18 protein-coding genes, 14 tRNA genes and 2 pseudogenes are annotated in these 14,116 nt (G+C 42.7%); 29 read left to right on the top strand and 5 right to left on the bottom strand.

Going from position 1 to position 14,116, the window contains the following annotated elements:
• A partial coding sequence (locus tag AC5JMF_RS22695) for a dienelactone hydrolase family protein (protein WP_495797977.1) occupies positions 1 to 443 on the top strand: 443 nt, incomplete at its 5' end.
• A 617-nt stretch (positions 444 to 1,060) separates the two neighbouring features.
• Here the strand turns inward: AC5JMF_RS22695 and AC5JMF_RS22700 are convergent.
• The gene (locus AC5JMF_RS22700) at positions 1,061 to 1,468 is read right to left on the bottom strand and encodes a VOC family protein (RefSeq protein ID WP_495797978.1); all 408 of its coding nucleotides are present in this window, start codon (positions 1,466 to 1,468) and stop codon (positions 1,061 to 1,063) included.
• 45 nt (positions 1,469 to 1,513) lie between these two features.
• Here AC5JMF_RS22700 and AC5JMF_RS22705 point away from each other — a divergent pair, with 45 nt between their 5' ends.
• The 11 genes from AC5JMF_RS22705 (at position 1,514) to AC5JMF_RS22755 (ending at position 7,003) form a co-directional block, all read left to right on the top strand.
• On the top strand, positions 1,514 to 1,693 hold the full coding sequence (locus AC5JMF_RS22705) for a helix-turn-helix domain-containing protein (protein WP_495797994.1): 180 nt from the start codon (positions 1,514 to 1,516) through the stop codon (positions 1,691 to 1,693).
• A 265-nt stretch (positions 1,694 to 1,958) separates the two neighbouring features.
• Complete coding sequence (gene psb34, locus AC5JMF_RS22710) at positions 1,959 to 2,129, top strand: photosystem II assembly protein Psb34 (protein ID WP_495797979.1); 171 nt, start codon at positions 1,959 to 1,961, stop codon at positions 2,127 to 2,129.
• 769 nt (positions 2,130 to 2,898) lie between these two features.
• Entirely contained in the window at positions 2,899 to 3,396 is a 498-nt protein-coding gene (locus AC5JMF_RS22715) for a hypothetical protein (protein WP_495797980.1), read from the top strand.
• 214 nt (positions 3,397 to 3,610) lie between these two features.
• Positions 3,611 to 4,618: an endonuclease I family protein gene (locus AC5JMF_RS22720; protein ID WP_495797981.1), complete on the top strand. Its 1,008-nt coding sequence runs from the start codon at positions 3,611 to 3,613 to the stop codon at positions 4,616 to 4,618.
• Between the two features lie 57 nt (positions 4,619 to 4,675).
• Positions 4,676 to 5,548 (top strand): hypothetical protein, encoded by an 873-nt coding sequence (locus AC5JMF_RS22725; protein WP_495797982.1) that lies wholly within the window; start codon positions 4,676 to 4,678, stop codon positions 5,546 to 5,548.
• A 101-nt stretch (positions 5,549 to 5,649) separates the two neighbouring features.
• A complete protein-coding gene (locus tag AC5JMF_RS22730; protein WP_495797983.1) occupies positions 5,650 to 5,868 on the top strand; it encodes a hypothetical protein in 219 nt (72 codons plus the stop codon).
• A gap of 78 nt (positions 5,869 to 5,946) precedes the next feature.
• Positions 5,947 to 6,483, top strand: coding sequence for an HNH endonuclease (locus AC5JMF_RS22735; RefSeq protein WP_495797984.1), 537 nt, complete (start codon positions 5,947 to 5,949; stop codon positions 6,481 to 6,483).
• A 201-nt stretch (positions 6,484 to 6,684) separates the two neighbouring features.
• Positions 6,685 to 6,759, top strand: a tRNA-Asp gene (locus tag AC5JMF_RS22740).
• Between the two features lie 6 nt (positions 6,760 to 6,765).
• Positions 6,766 to 6,842: transfer RNA gene (locus AC5JMF_RS22745), tRNA-Glu, on the top strand.
• 5 nt (positions 6,843 to 6,847) lie between these two features.
• Positions 6,848 to 6,923: transfer RNA gene (locus AC5JMF_RS22750), tRNA-Cys, on the top strand.
• A gap of 5 nt (positions 6,924 to 6,928) precedes the next feature.
• A tRNA-Ile gene (locus AC5JMF_RS22755) sits at positions 6,929 to 7,003 on the top strand.
• On the opposite strand, the gene AC5JMF_RS22760 is transcribed toward AC5JMF_RS22755, so the two are convergent.
• Entirely contained in the window at positions 6,998 to 7,141 is a 144-nt protein-coding gene (locus AC5JMF_RS22760) for a hypothetical protein (protein WP_495797985.1), read from the bottom strand. The two genes, AC5JMF_RS22755 and AC5JMF_RS22760, sit on opposite strands and share 6 nt — an antisense overlap.
• Here AC5JMF_RS22760 and AC5JMF_RS22765 point away from each other — a divergent pair.
• The 15 genes from AC5JMF_RS22765 (at position 7,104) to AC5JMF_RS22835 (ending at position 11,092) form a co-directional block, all read left to right on the top strand.
• Positions 7,104 to 7,180: transfer RNA gene (locus tag AC5JMF_RS22765), tRNA-Glu, on the top strand. The genes AC5JMF_RS22760 and AC5JMF_RS22765 overlap by 38 nt on opposite strands.
• Positions 7,181 to 7,187: 7 nt before the next feature.
• A tRNA-Tyr gene (locus tag AC5JMF_RS22770) sits at positions 7,188 to 7,268 on the top strand.
• Positions 7,269 to 7,272: 4 nt separating this feature from the next.
• Positions 7,273 to 7,360 (top strand) — tRNA-Ser (locus AC5JMF_RS22775).
• A gap of 6 nt (positions 7,361 to 7,366) precedes the next feature.
• A tRNA-Arg gene (locus tag AC5JMF_RS22780) sits at positions 7,367 to 7,440 on the top strand.
• 6 nt (positions 7,441 to 7,446) lie between these two features.
• A tRNA-Phe gene (locus AC5JMF_RS22785) sits at positions 7,447 to 7,521 on the top strand.
• Between the two features lie 14 nt (positions 7,522 to 7,535).
• A tRNA-OTHER gene (locus AC5JMF_RS22790) sits at positions 7,536 to 7,601 on the top strand.
• A gap of 15 nt (positions 7,602 to 7,616) precedes the next feature.
• A tRNA-Gly gene (locus tag AC5JMF_RS22795) sits at positions 7,617 to 7,688 on the top strand.
• 5 nt (positions 7,689 to 7,693) lie between these two features.
• A tRNA-Val gene (locus AC5JMF_RS22800) sits at positions 7,694 to 7,769 on the top strand.
• Positions 7,770 to 7,775: 6 nt separating this feature from the next.
• Positions 7,776 to 7,851, top strand: a tRNA-Arg gene (locus AC5JMF_RS22805).
• A 3-nt stretch (positions 7,852 to 7,854) separates the two neighbouring features.
• Positions 7,855 to 7,928, top strand: a tRNA-Ala gene (locus tag AC5JMF_RS22810).
• A 402-nt stretch (positions 7,929 to 8,330) separates the two neighbouring features.
• Entirely contained in the window at positions 8,331 to 9,104 is a 774-nt protein-coding gene (locus AC5JMF_RS22815) for a ParA family protein (protein WP_495797986.1), read from the top strand.
• Positions 9,101 to 9,928, top strand: a complete 828-nt coding sequence (locus tag AC5JMF_RS22820) for a ParB/RepB/Spo0J family partition protein (RefSeq protein ID WP_495797987.1) — start codon at positions 9,101 to 9,103, stop codon at positions 9,926 to 9,928. Before AC5JMF_RS22815 ends, AC5JMF_RS22820 begins: the two co-directional genes overlap by 4 nt.
• A 119-nt stretch (positions 9,929 to 10,047) precedes the next feature.
• A complete protein-coding gene (locus AC5JMF_RS22825) occupies positions 10,048 to 10,641 on the top strand; it encodes a hypothetical protein (protein WP_495797988.1) in 594 nt (197 codons plus the stop codon).
• Positions 10,638 to 10,877, top strand: a complete 240-nt coding sequence (locus AC5JMF_RS22830) for a hypothetical protein (protein WP_495797989.1) — start codon at positions 10,638 to 10,640, stop codon at positions 10,875 to 10,877. Before AC5JMF_RS22825 ends, AC5JMF_RS22830 begins: the two co-directional genes overlap by 4 nt.
• On the top strand, positions 10,874 to 11,092 hold the full coding sequence (locus AC5JMF_RS22835; protein ID WP_495797990.1) for an AAA family ATPase: 219 nt from the start codon (positions 10,874 to 10,876) through the stop codon (positions 11,090 to 11,092). The genes AC5JMF_RS22830 and AC5JMF_RS22835 overlap by 4 nt, the downstream gene beginning before the upstream one ends.
• On the opposite strand, the gene AC5JMF_RS22840 is transcribed toward AC5JMF_RS22835, so the two are convergent.
• Positions 11,064 to 11,345 carry a hypothetical protein gene (locus tag AC5JMF_RS22840; RefSeq protein ID WP_495797991.1) on the bottom strand — a complete coding sequence of 94 codons (282 nt, stop codon included), beginning with the start codon at positions 11,343 to 11,345 and terminating at the stop codon, positions 11,064 to 11,066. The two genes, AC5JMF_RS22835 and AC5JMF_RS22840, sit on opposite strands and share 29 nt — an antisense overlap.
• Before the next feature lie 181 nt (positions 11,346 to 11,526).
• Between AC5JMF_RS22840 and AC5JMF_RS22845 the strand changes: the two are divergent.
• Positions 11,527 to 12,219, top strand: a pseudogene (locus AC5JMF_RS22845) (IS982 family transposase); the annotation flags it as partial.
• Between the two features lie 477 nt (positions 12,220 to 12,696).
• Positions 12,697 to 13,179, top strand: a complete 483-nt coding sequence (locus AC5JMF_RS22850) for an SLATT domain-containing protein (RefSeq protein WP_495797992.1) — start codon at positions 12,697 to 12,699, stop codon at positions 13,177 to 13,179.
• 285 nt (positions 13,180 to 13,464) lie between these two features.
• Here AC5JMF_RS22850 and AC5JMF_RS22855 read toward each other — a convergent pair.
• Both AC5JMF_RS22855 and AC5JMF_RS22860 read right to left on the bottom strand, forming a co-directional pair.
• Positions 13,465 to 13,848 (bottom strand): annotated as a pseudogene (locus AC5JMF_RS22855) (type II toxin-antitoxin system VapC family toxin); the annotation flags it as partial.
• Positions 13,849 to 13,869: 21 nt separating this feature from the next.
• On the bottom strand, positions 13,870 to 14,116 hold a 247-nt coding region (locus AC5JMF_RS22860; RefSeq protein WP_495797993.1), incomplete at its 5' end, for a hypothetical protein.

Genomic DNA, 14,116 nt, shown 5'->3' on the forward strand with positions numbered 1-14,116 from the left:
CTTATCTAAAAACTTTACCTAATGTTAAAAATGATGCGATTGGTGTCATTGGTTTCTGTTTTGGCGGTCATGTTGCTTACATGGCTGCAACATTACCTGATATTAAAGCAACAGCTTCGTTTTACGGTGGTGGAATTACTACTTCTAGCTATGGTGAAGAAACTCCAACTATTAATCGTACCTCTGAAATTAAAGGTACTATTTATACATTTTTTGCAATCAGAGATGTATTCGTTTCGCAAGAAGAAAATGAGCAAATTGAAACAGAATTAAAGAAACATCAAATAAATCATCGTGTATTTCGATACGATGCAGGACACGGATTCTTTGCCGGATTATTCAAAGACCAATACCCATTTATGGTTCAGCACCCAAATTACAACCCACAAGCAGCTCCTGATGCTTGGCAACACGTTCTAGAACTGTTTCAAAACAACTTGTGAGAAAGCAAAAAGCAGATCGTGTAGGGTGCGTTGTCGCACAGCGCAACGCACCATTGATCTCGGTAGGTTACGGCAAAAATATTCATTGTTTCGCAGTGCGAAAGCCATTTGGTTAGAGAAGGCTTTGGCTCAATCCTTTTGCTACCGATTTAGGGTAAAACTGTAATCATAAGCTTTGGAGACAATAGAAAAGGAGCGATCGCACCTACCTTAAAGCGAGGAAATAGGGGCGGAATAACTCGCTTTGCACCACCCGGCTAGTCTCTTCCACTTGCTCGGCTCTCCTTACGGTCGAGCCGAGCCGGAGTTTGATCAAGTCGGGCGATGATAGACTGGCAAAATAAGCAGAAAAAATCCTCAGCACAGGACGAACTAGAACCCAACAATACTGATTCCAACGAACAGTTATAGAACTACTAACTGATAACTGAGTAAAGAGCGATCGCACAGTTCTCTTGAAAAACAGGGCAAGAGTCCTTATACCATTTCTCTAAAATCTGACGACACATTCATCTCCGTGTCACTCCGTCTGTGCCTCACCGCGTCCTGATCTATTAACTTTCGGAGAATTGGTATTACTGCCCTTTGCCTTGTGAGCGGATTGTATTATTGCATTTTCAACCCTGCTTAATTGCGCTTGGCTCCATGTAGACAAGTTCCCAAATGTGACTATCTAAGTCCTGAAATCCATGTCCATACATAAAACCGTGGTCTTGGGGTTCGTTGTAGGTTGTACCACCGGCGGCGACTGCTTTGCGAACCATTTCATCGACTTCTTCTCGACTTTGGGAAGACAAACACACAAGCACTTCTGTACTTTTCGTTGCATCACAAATTTCTTTAGGAGTAAAAGTCTTGAACTTGTCGTGAGTCAACAGCATGACAAATATGTCCTCGCTCACAATCATGCAAGTGGCTGTCTCGTCAGTAAATTGGGGATTAAAATTGAAGCCGAGTTTAGTGAAGAACTCCACAGACTTATTGAGATTCTTTACTGGTAGGTTCACGAAAATTTTAGTAGCCATGTTTTCTCCTCTGGTTATAGTACATTTGTTCTATTTTACAGATAAATTGAACCCTATCAATATCTACTTCAGCAACGAGTAGAACGAGCAAAGCAGTTGTTGAAACAAACCGACCAATCAATTATGGACATTGCTTTAACCTGTGGGTTCAACAGTCACATTCATTTGAGTAAACAATTTCGCCAACTCACAGGTATGACACCGAAAGCCTACAGACACAAGTAATAGCGAAATAGCGCCGCATCCATCTTCAACCGTCAAAGCAGGACAAGATTCAATACTTTAAGGAATTGGTATTACAGACACTCTACGCGATCGCTTTTCATCTATCATCAGTCCCTAGTGGCTGTTTCAGGGCATTGCCTGACTCCCCCATTCCTGATAAGCGCTTCTTATCACCGCTATCAGACCTTTGTTGTCAAGTCCTGTTGACCAATTGTAACGATATTGTTATATTACTTTACATAAATAAGCAAGCAATAAAAAAACTATGTACACCACTGTTAACGAAAACGGCGTTCTCAACAACTACCCCACTGAACCCCAAGTATACTGCGCTGAGTACCCGGCAATTTGGGAACAACGCAAATACGTTGTACAAGGTGTATTCGCTACTTTAATTGTTAGCGCTCTAGTTTGGGCTGCTTTTGCAGTTAGCTAAAATTTTTCGACTTCGGTATCTCCCATCGACATTTGAATTTCTCTTTCTTACCTCGGTTTACACCGGGGTTTTTTGCTATATCTACTTGCCAAAAAACCCGGTCGTTGTGACCGGGCTTTTGTGGGCTATATTCCCCAGTTATTTATAGAAGTTATTTATAAACCGCTTGTTCTGTTAATGACTACCACGCCTGGGTTGCGAGTTCCAGAAAATTAGAACATCTTTATCAAGGGTGCGATCGCCTTTGTTTAAAAGCTAAAACAGTACAAATGCACTAGTAACGCAAGCGAGATTGAAGGAGCAAGGGAAGCGCTCACCAATTTCAAGAAGAGTTCAGAGGAGTTTCCCTTCTAGAAATCTTTGGTAATGGTAAGAGTCATAAAAAAATTTTCAGCCTATTGATAGAGAGTTATATCTATAAAAAGAAAGAATAGTTACTCTGAGGAAAAATATAGAAATAAAGGACATATTGTTGGAACGCCTGAGTCGAATGGTTAACTACCTCGAAACTTGAAATATTTATGGCATAGGTGTTTAAATTTGGTTCATGGTCATACTTCTTTAAACAACTTGATAAAGTTTTAAAGCTTTAATTATTCGAGCTTCAGTTATGTTGTCAAAATTGAAGATACTCGAACAGATTACTGTTTCTAAATTCAGGTCAAATTTTAAAGTGGCTGTGTAGATTGAAGAATTCTTATGATGTCTGCAAAACATAAGTATGAGTTTGCGAATAGTAGGTTAATTTCAGCACTTTACTTTTATATTTATGGTTATTCCTAGAAAACTTCTTGAAGAAACCGAGCAGAGATACGCTGAACGTACAGAGATTAGAAAAGACACTAAGCGCAAGCTTGCATCCGGCTTACCAATACAGGCAGACGAACCGCAACGAGTCCAAAAACGCTTAAGACGGCTAGCTAGTCATGTTGCAAACATAGAAGTTCCTTCTACAGAAGGTGTGACCACCATCGTCAGGACACCCGACATTTCTACTTTGGAAAGAATTATCAACCAGAGTGATTTGATGAGTATTAGCTTTCTGGAAGAGGGTCTGCTGGTTGCACGCTCAGTTGGTCATATTGGTTTCCGTAGTATAACTGGTCGCAGAAGCCTTGGAACCGGGTTTATGGTGTCGCCAAGGCTGTTATTGACCAACAATCATGTTCTGCCAGATGTTGGTCAAGCTACTAGATGCCAAGGCAAAAACGTATTCTTGCTAAAGATGGAACTCTTTGGAGACCTGAACAAGGAAAGGACAAGATAGACTGGATAGCTAATGAAGGTGTACGCATTAGCCGAATTGTTAGGCATATTCGGCAACAGAATCTTCCTTCAGCACAACAGCGTTTGAGGGAGCAGCTATTTAATATACCACCTCGACTGGAAAGCGAAAGCAATTCTGTTCAGTCTCGTTCTACGTTTACTGCTACACGGCAGCTTCAATCAATACAGATGGTAGTGTTGCTTGGACGCTCCCCTTGCAAGTAAGTGTCCGTTTAGGGCAACCCACTTTACCCAATGGTATAAACGATTCGCAGATTAGCAGTAATCGAACCCAACCATTAGATAATGGAATTATTACAGCAAACGGAAATCGGTCAGTAAATGGTCAAGCTAGGTCTCTTGAGGAAAACCCGGAGCTTCAAGCGGCTCTATCAGAATTAGAGCGAGGACGTAGCAGAGAATACTACAACGAAGACCAGGACAGACAAAATCGAGAGGAATATTACAGTAATTTGCCTGACTCTCTAAATCGGACTAAGCTTTTCAACAATTTGAGCAGCCTGCTTCAGAGGACACATACTACTTGGCTAGAGTATAAGCCAAGCACGCACTTGTATCCATTTGTTGACCTGCGACCGGGAAATTTAAAGCTGCAAAGTATTTACTCTGGAAACGAGTTTGAGCCAGAAGAGTTCATTCGAGAGGCGTTTCAAATTGAGGAACTCATTAGACGGTTTCAAGAGAGCATCACAACAGAGTCAGCTATGAACGAAGAACAGAGAGCGGCTCAACTTGATTTGTTAGAAGCAAGTATGCCTTTTAACTGCGAACACGTAGTACCGCAGTCCTGGTTTACTAGGCGCGAACCCATGCGTGGTGATTTGCATCATCTCTTTGCTTGCGAACCTGATTGCAATAGTTTTCGTAGTAACATCCCATTTTTTGACTTTCCAGATTTTGGAGAACGCATCCGCGATAAATGCGGTAAGCGTGAAGAAAAGAAGTTTGAGCCTTCAGCAGGAAAAGGAGCAGTAGCCCGTGCAACCTTGTATTTCTTACTGCGTTATCCAGAAGAAATTAACCGCAGCGAGTTTGAAGAGAGTCGGCTTAGAACCTTATTAAACTGGCATGAAAATGAGCCACCCACTAAGTATGAAAAACACAGAAATATGGCTATCTTTGAGAAGCAAGGGAACCGGAATCCACTAATTGACTTTCCCGATTGGGCAGATAGGATTGAATGGCGATTGGGTCTTGGTTAACACTTAAATTACCAAGCAGCTAACAGTTAAAGATGAAATATTCAAAGGAACACTATAGTGTCAAACAAAATTGCAGTAGCTGTTATACATGGCATTGGTAAAGCCAGTCCTGAATTTAAAAACAAAGATAATCCTGAGAAGTTTGCTGGAGGCATAGCACGAAAGCTAAAGTCTCAGGTTTCAGAACTGTTAGGAGAAGATGAACAACAAATAGATTCAAAGTTGGAGATTGAAGCTATATACTGGGCCCCTATTCTTCAGGATCTTGAGGATGAGCTATCAAGAAGACTAGAGCTTAAAAAACTCAGCAATCCTTGGGGTCTACGTGATTTTATTATTCATTCTCTCGCAGACAGTATTGGCTACCAAATTACTCCTAAACATAGAGAGATATATGATCAAGTACATGAAGTAATTGCTGAAACTTTGAAAGAATTAGCTCAAAAAGCTGGTCGAAAAGCTCCACTATGCATTATCGGGCATAGTCTTGGTTCAGTTATAACAAGTAACTATATTTGGGATCTCCAAAACGAGGTTATGCAGATACAAGTTGGCAACACTCCTTTAGAACAAGGGGAAACATTAGCACTGTATTACACACTCGGTAGTCAAATTGCTTTGTGGAGACTACGTTACACAGATTTTGGTACACCAATCACAATTCCTTCTCCTAAACTTTCAAACCATTATCCAAATTTAGAAGGTGAGTGGGTTAACTTTTATGACAGAGACGACGTTCTTGGATTTCCTGTTAAGGCAATAAATGATAAGTACAAAGCAGCTGTTAAAGAAGATGTAGAAGTCAATTCTGGCAACATCCTCACGAACTGGACACCTTTCTCACACAATGGGTATTGGACTGATGACGAAGTTACTAAGCCTATTGCTATGGCTCTAGCTAGTATGTGGAAAAGTATAAACCCTACTTAATAAAAAAGAGAATTGGCTTTCCCCCAAAACTGTCCAGTAGACAAACACATACTACAACTGTATTATTGATATTAGTCTCAATTACAAATACTACAAATTCGATGACAAGCAGATTCTCCTCAACCATTAGTAGCGTGATGCATTGCCAACCCTATCGGGGTTTAGGTAGAGCAATCGTGCTATTTGCGTTTGAGGAAACATATCTGTTTTTGGGCGGTAAATCTGCAAGTATTGATGTTTTTGGAGCAATTGCCGGATGGCTGAATCTAGACCAACTTATTCAAAGCGGGAGGTGCAAGTGTATTACAGCACCAACATAAGGCAAAAAGTATCAACTACTTAACCCCCGCTTTTGATAACCAGAGGCGGGGGTTATTTTTTTAGGAGTGAATTAACGTATGGAAGCTCAGCAGCAGAGCCAGCAACCACACATATTACAAAACTCAGTGGTAGTATTCTCCAAAAACTACTTACCACTGGCACGTATCAACATTAAACGCGCCGTTGTGCTGTTAGTTACGGGTCAAGCAGAATCTTTGGAGTTCAGCAGCACGAAGCTTTGGGAAGTTCGCTCTCCTAATGTAGTACTACAAGTTTCTGAACACATTCGTTTGACGGCGGGTAATCCTGAGCGGCACTGGAAAGTACCACCTGTAAATCGGCGTGAAGTACTCAAGCGTGATAACCACACCTGCCAATACTGCGGTAGCACTAAACGTCTGACGCTAGACCATGTAATTCCCCGCTCCAAAGGTGGACAGCACTGTTGGGATAACGTTGTAACGGCGTGTGAAAAGTGCAACTCAGTTAAGAGCGATCGCCTACCACATGAAGTTGGAATGGTACTAAAAACTAAGCCTAAAGCTCCAATTCACCTAGCAGTTGCATTTGCAGAACAGTTTTGGAGCGCCCAACGCCTGAGTGAAAGTGAGTAATTTACTCCAACCCTAATCAGAGAGGGCAATACAACCATTAGATAACCTTGCTCTCTCACTTCTTTGAAAAAGTTTGTAGTATGCCCTTGACACTTTTGTATTATATTTGTAGTATATATGTAGTGAAGCACTACAGCCTCTCTTAAAGGCATAGAGCAAGCACCTCAGAACCATGAAAACCGAATAATTGCCACTCAATGTGGGGGTGTAGCTCAGTTGGTTAAGAGTGCCTGTCTGTCGAACAGGAAGCCGCGAGTTCGAGTCTCGTCATCCCCGCTTTGTAGCCTTGTGGACAAATAGACAAGTCGCTGTGCCTCTCAAGCATGGAGAAGCGGGTGCAACTCCCGTCGAGGCTTCCAAATGTGTCCAGGTGGCCAAGTGGGAAGGCGTTGGTCTGCAAAACCGACTATTCGAGAGTTCGATTCTCTCCCTGGACTCCAAGCATTGCAGTGTAGCTTAACGGCAAAGCCCCAAGCTCATAACTTGGTATATGCGAGTTCAACTCTCGCCACTGCTACCAATGCACAGATGGTGTAACGGCAGCATCAGGGTCTCCAAAACCTTTGGTCAGTGTACCCTTCGGGAAGGCTTCGCCAACAAATCCTTGTCTGTGCGTTGATGGTGCAGAAGCGAAGTGGTCGAGCGGCACGTCTTTCAAGCGTGTAATTAGCGGGTTCGAGTCCCGTCTGCACTACCAAAGTTATGGGTCGGCTCACCTATTGGCGTAGGTAACTGTCTGTAAAACAGCCGCGTTCGCGTTGTAGGTTCAAATCCTACCCGGCCCACTGTGGAGAGATTGCTATTGGTAGGGCAAGCTGTTTGCTAAACAGTCGTGGGATTCAGCATCTCACTGTGGGTTCAATTCCCTCTCTCTCCGCTGCGTGAGAACGTGGTGTAACTGGATAACACATCAGTCTACGAAACTGAAAAGTGGGGGTTCAAGTCCCTCCATTCTCGCCTTATCCCCTGGTAGCTCAGTTGGTAGTTAGCGCCTGTCTGAAGAACAGGAGGTCGTCGGTTCGATTCCGACCTGGGGGGCTGGCACATTGCCTCATAGCTCAATGGCAGAGCAACGCGCTGTTAACGCGAGTTCGAGTCTCGTTGATCGCTCTGAACCATATAGGTTCTTCAATGCGGGTGTGATGTAGTGGCTAGCATCTGAGTGCGCCACACTCAGCGCATGGGTTCGAGTCCCATCACTCGCTCTCATGGCCCTGTAACTCAGTTGGGAGAGTGCCTCTCTTACAAAGAGGAAGTCGCGGGTTCAAATCCTGTCGGGGCTACCAATTTATAGGAGTGTCGCCTAATGGATAAGGCAACCGTCTTCTAAACGGTTTTATGTAGGTTCAAATCCTGCCATTCCTGCCACATGGGTTCGTAGCTCTAATTGGGAGAGCGCCTGTCTTGCACACAGGAGGTTGTGAGTTCAAACCTCACCGAATCCACTGATGGTGTTTGAAGCCAAAGTGGTCGCGGCGCTGGTTTGTGGAACCAGTCATTAGGGAGTTCAAGCCTCCTCAGACACCCCTTATATGGAAGATGCCGCTAAATGGTTGGCAACCGGTCTTGAAAACCGGGGTGGGGTAACACTTAGGGGTTCGATTCCTCCATCTTCCGCCTTCCACCTGAAGCCGAAAAGTGAGGCGCTGTGCTGATAACACAGACATAGGAGGGGCAGTACCTCCCAGGTGGATTTTTCAACACAAGTAGGGTGTTAGACATATACCTGATCATGCGATCGCACAAGCGACCAAAACACCCATCAACCTAGTTGTATTATCCCTTACTCAACGCTACAATCTGCCGTATTAGGGACAATCAATATTTCCGACCACAATTTATTACTCGTGACCAAAACCCGCATCATTGCGCTATTTAACCAAAGTGGTGGGGTTGCAAAGACCACACTTACCCAAAACTTAGGCTACCACCTTGCATTCAAAAAACGTCGTGTTCTGCTTGTGGATGTAGACCCGCAGGCTAGCTTGACTACTTTTATGGGACTTGAACCCGATACACTCGACCAAACCATACAGCAAGTAATAGTAGATAACAAGCCATTACCCATCCATTCCGAACTAATTCACGGTATGGCACTTGTCCCAGCTGACATTAATCTCGCGGCCTGCGAAATGCAGTTAGCAAGTGCGATCGCTAGGGAATATCGTTTGAAAAATGCACTCTTGACAGTACAAGATAAATACGATTTTATTTTGATTGACTGTCCCCCTTCTTTGGGATTACTCAGTATTATTAGTTTGACTGCTGCAACTCACATTCTTGTACCTATCCAGTGCCAATTTAAATCATTTAAGGGAACAGAACTTTTACTGAGTACGGTAGCCCAAGTTAGGAGTCATACCAACCCCACTTTACAATTTGCTGGGTTTGTTCCCACAATGTTTGATGGTCGCACTGCCCAAGAATCACGTACCGTTAAAGCTGTGCAAGAACAATTATCAGATATTGGTACTGTCTACCCGCCCATTCCTAAAACGATTGCCTTTGCCGATGCATCCGAGCGGAGAATACCGCTAGCATTATTTGATAAAAATCACCCCGCCGTCAGCATACTCAAAAAAATTGCCAACAGCATAGATAAACTTGAAATAAAACCGTGAGCAGCAAACGCAACGAACCATACGCCGCTATCAAAAAACCTGTTGATTTGTTATTTGGCAACAGTCCGACACAGCCTGATGATAAAACCAACGTCCCCAACACTATCGCTATTAATAAAATCAAGCTGCCTCCCTCGCAACCGCGCCGCTACTTTGACCCTCAAAAGCTTGAAGAACTATCACGCTCAATCAAAGAACTGGGCATCCTTGAACCTCTTTTAGTGCGTCCGCTCTCTGAGGGCAATTATGAATTGGTAGCAGGGGAACGACGCTACAAAGCTGCATTAATGGCAGGATTAACCGAGGTTCCCATTGTCGCCAGGGAAATGGACGATGCGATTACATATCAAGTGCGCCTCGTTGAAAACCTGCAACGCGAAGACCTTAACCCCCTAGAAGAAACTGAAGGTATCCTCGAATTGTTGGCGTTGCGCCTAGAGATAACACCAGATGAAGTAACTAGTCATCTGACAAAAATGCGTAACGTTTGCGATCGCAATTCTGAATTGAGACATAACGTTATGTCTCAGAGCGAAACTCAAGTAATAGAAGAGTTATTTACATCGCTGGGTCGCATGGGTTGGGAGTCGTTTGTTAAAAATCGCCTACCACTGCTCAATCTCCCTGCTGATGTATTAGAGGTGCTGCGTTCTGGTCAGCTTGAGTACACTAAAGCACGAGCGATCGCACGAGTTGGTGATGAGGAAACCAGAAAGCAGCTATTGGAAGATGCGATCGCTTACAATTTTTCTTTAAACGAAATTAAGCGCAAGATTCAAGAAATAGCGATCGCAATAATAGTGGTATTATTAGCTACATTTTAGTGGAACAGGGTACTGTTACCTAGAAAACTCTTCACAATACAACCCGCATTATTACCATACTGTCTACCCGACTGTCTGCTCGACAATTGGACTATATATAGTAGACAGTTTCAACTTTTATGACAGACAACCTACCCGACACCAGTCAAAACAGAGATAATTTTTCAAAATTTTCCATATTAGAATTATCGGAAAGATATGGCATAGGTAGAGATCCGGTGTATGCCAGGATGAACTACCTACAAATCAAAACCTACAAGGAGTCGGGTAAGGCTTACTTGACAGCCGAGCAAGTCCAACACATGGATGGTTTGCACGAGCATATCAAGGCGACAAGTAGAATGGATGGCTACCCAGTACCCGAAAAGTCGTGGCCTTGGGAAGAAGAAAAAAATACATCGAACATTGTTGTACAGCCGCAAACTCAAAACCTAGCGCCACAACAGCAGGATTTTACTGCCACTGGAGAGAGGGAAGCTGCTAACAATGATTTAGACCCAATTGCAAATATAGTCAAGTCGGCTCAATCCAAGGCTGCTGGTATCCTCATAGCTGAAAATTTGATAGCAAGGCAGTATATTGATAATCCAGAGGCGTTGCCAGAAGAACTTAAACAGAAAATCAAAGAGTCGGGGCAGGTGAAAACGGTAGACCCTTTCGCATACGCTCAATCGTTAGTGAACTTCGCCCAGGCTGGCCTAGCAATTGGTTGAGTTTACTAGCTACATTAGTTGTAGGTGTAGTGATTGCGATCAGTGGGTTGTCGATTATGTCAGTTGTGACAGCTGTTGCTGGGGCTGCGATCGCAATTCTACCCAAGGTCAAATCCCCCAAAACTAACCAGGAACCAAACAGGACAGATGCTCAGCGCCGGGGGAGATTAGACTGTATCGACAATCAGAGATTAATCGGGTTAAAGCTTCTTTGTTGGCTAACAGCTCAATCTTGATAGCAGGAGAGGAAGGCAGGGGTAAAAGCACACTGGGTACTGCTGTGGTCGAGGCGCTACAGGATGACGGGTTTACAGTTGCCTTCTGTGAACCTGCTACCCCTAAGCAAATGCTCGTTGAGATAGCAGAACAGTTAGGGGTAGAAACTCAGAACCTAGAGGGTAAGGCTTTCACAGCCGATCAACTCAAACGAGCGATCGCATCCGGTTACTAGCAACACTGGGAGAATGCCATTCTGAGTCCTGAAGTTGAAACAGTAATACTTGCAGCGACTCATTACCATGCTGATGATCGGCAATCATGTATGCGTTCCAAATTGCTTCCGCACTCCGAGCAGGTAACTCTAAGTCATCAATAGCTAATTGTTGAGCAGAAGCGTTGTAGCCAATTTTTTGAAATAAAGATGCTACCTTATGTGGATTATCAATTTGCCTGACATCATCTAATTGGAGTAGTCGCCCCTTCATTCCCGTATTTCTCTTGCCTAAAAGTTATTTCTCCCAAACCCTTGCTGTGTATCGACCGTAATTAATCCTGAATTGGCAGCTTAAATCCGCGATGGGCAAAACCCACCGCACACATCAAAACTGAGCAAACAACTAATTCGGCAAATACTTAACCAACAAATCCTGCCCCTGAGCGCCCATTAATGGTAATCATAGCAAGGCTTGTCGTTATATGAAAGACCATAATTTGATATCTAATATGTTAGAAAAGTCACGATTCAATAGGAGATTACACAGTGTCTCAATGTTAATCAACGACTTGTTTCATCAAGTGGGAATGGTACTGAAAGAAATTAGTGATTCCACTGAATATCTTTTAGACTCATTTCCTGTGTCTTTCTGCGACAACATCCGTATTTTTAATGTAAAAATCATCCAGTCGGAGCAGTATAGAGGTTACATCGCATCGAAAAAACGATATTTTTACGGGGTTCGAGTTCAGTTATTAACAACCAAAAATGGTATTCCTGTAGAATTTGTGTTTATGCCTGGTAGTGCCAACGATGTACGTGCTTTAAATGCCTTACCTTTAAACCTTCCACCTGGTAGTCAACTTGATGGTGACTCAGCTTACACGGATTACACCATTGAGGATGACTTGGAACAAACAAGTCAAATTTTTTTACAAGTCATGCGAAAAAAGAACTCCCAGCGTCAGGATAAGCCTTGGAATCAATATATTAAACAACATACTCGGCATTATATCGAAACTGTATTTAGTAGTATCACTTGTGTTTTCCCAAAATCAATACATGCAGTCACTTATCAAGGGTTTTTACTTAAGCTACAAGCATTCATTTTTTCTTTTACTCTTCAACAAGCTTTTAGTGAATAAGTAATTTATATAACTTAAAATCATTTCAGTAGCTGAATGCCGCCAACAACGGCATGGCAGGTTGGCGCTACCCACCAACCCCACTTTCTTGTACGCGATCGCATCAATTGAGTGATCACAAGTTTATATCAGTCGATAACCCGCAACTTGGGTTAATAGTCATTAAGGGAACTTAACCCACTAACTTAAGTAGCAGGCGCTATATTATTTGTCATATTTTAGTCATGCATAAGTGGAACAAACCTCAGTGTATATCCGTAATAATGAAAAAGATGTAAAATTATTTGTTTGGAGTATGAGTATTGTCTAAGTAATGTTGAACCTAAATTCTTAGAGGAAAAGTTAGAAGGAACGATCGCCTCCCACTTTTCCCCAGAACTGGAGAGCGATCGCATAATATGCATATTGTCCATCCGACTTGTAATCGGAAGGCTACAGGCTTAGATTTAAGTAGGTGTAAATTATATAACTTAACTTATGAACGAAAGGGCTAGTGAAGTCATTCAAACTCAGAAAGCTTCTCAATTAGCATTAGAACATTGTCAAAAATGGGAGAAGCATTATAGATTAAGTAGCACAGGTTTCCAGTGGGCATATTTTCTTTCACAGTTTGCTGCTGTTGCTTTATCAGGAATTACACCAATACTAATATTGATGGATAATACACCTAAATATGTCCAGGCAATTCCGCCAGCAATAGCATCTATTTCTGCGTCTTTGGCTGTTTATAATTGGAGGTTTAGTTGGGTTCGTTCCCGACGTGCTGCTGATTCGCTTGAAAATGAAAGACTAAATTTTGAATTAAGGATAGGTTCAGACTACAATCTAAATCTAGCGGATGAAGTAGTAATTGAAAATTTTAGAAAAAATGTCATGCGAGTTCAAAATCAAACTGTAGAACAATGGGAAAAGATAGTGGTCAAGGAATCTGAAAAGTCTAATATTTCCCAACAGAATTAGCCTTAAGGAAATTACACATCTTTTAAATACTCCTGCGCTTTTATTTAATGCGATTGCTCCATCACTTCCCTACAACTGCACCATCTTAATTCTCTGACAGAGTACTAGCTACTTCATACATCTGCTTATGTTTGGATAAAAGCTCTTGATATTTCTGATAGGCATCAAACTTATTCAATAAGCGCGGGATGTCCGTGTATCCCACCGCCAAATCTGCATATTATGGCGGGGGTCTTACAGCCTCCCGTACCCACCAGGGAGATAAATTTCTAGAAATCGCCCACATTATTGCCCCTGCTCCCAATCTTCAATCACCAGCCCACTGACGCGACCAAACTCTCTGGTGTTGTGTGTGACTAGTGTTAAGTTATGTGTCAAGGCGATCGCTGCTATTTGAAAATCGTTCGGGCCTATAGGCGTTCCACTCGCTAATAACTCTGCTCGAATTCTTCCTGCGACTCTAGCTGCTGCTGGGTCTAATGGCAACACAGCGAATTGACTAAAAAACCTTTCTAATATCGCTAAATTCCGCTCGGTTTGAGTACTGCGATAAGCCCCATAATAAAGTTCCATTTGCACTACAGTACAAAGGTAAATGTCTTTTGGTTGCTGCTGTGCTAGTCGATTTGTTACCGTTTGGCTACTATTGTTCAATAGTCTAATGCAAACATTTGTATCTAATCAAATAGGTCAAAACAACGTCTCCCGCGTCTCAAACTCTCCTTGTTCTGCTCTTTCTAAAGGTTCTCCAGCCCAACCACCAACCACTTCTTCAAAAAAATCGGGCATCCACTCCCTTTGAGATGGAGTTATAGGTTTAATAATTACTTCTACTTCGATATCACTACTTACTATCCCTGCTGGAATATCTAGATGCAAAACCCCATCAGCCCCAACATGAGAACATAACTTTATACTTTGCATTACTATTTTCTCC

It is taken from the genome of Desmonostoc vinosum (assembly GCF_059505385.1).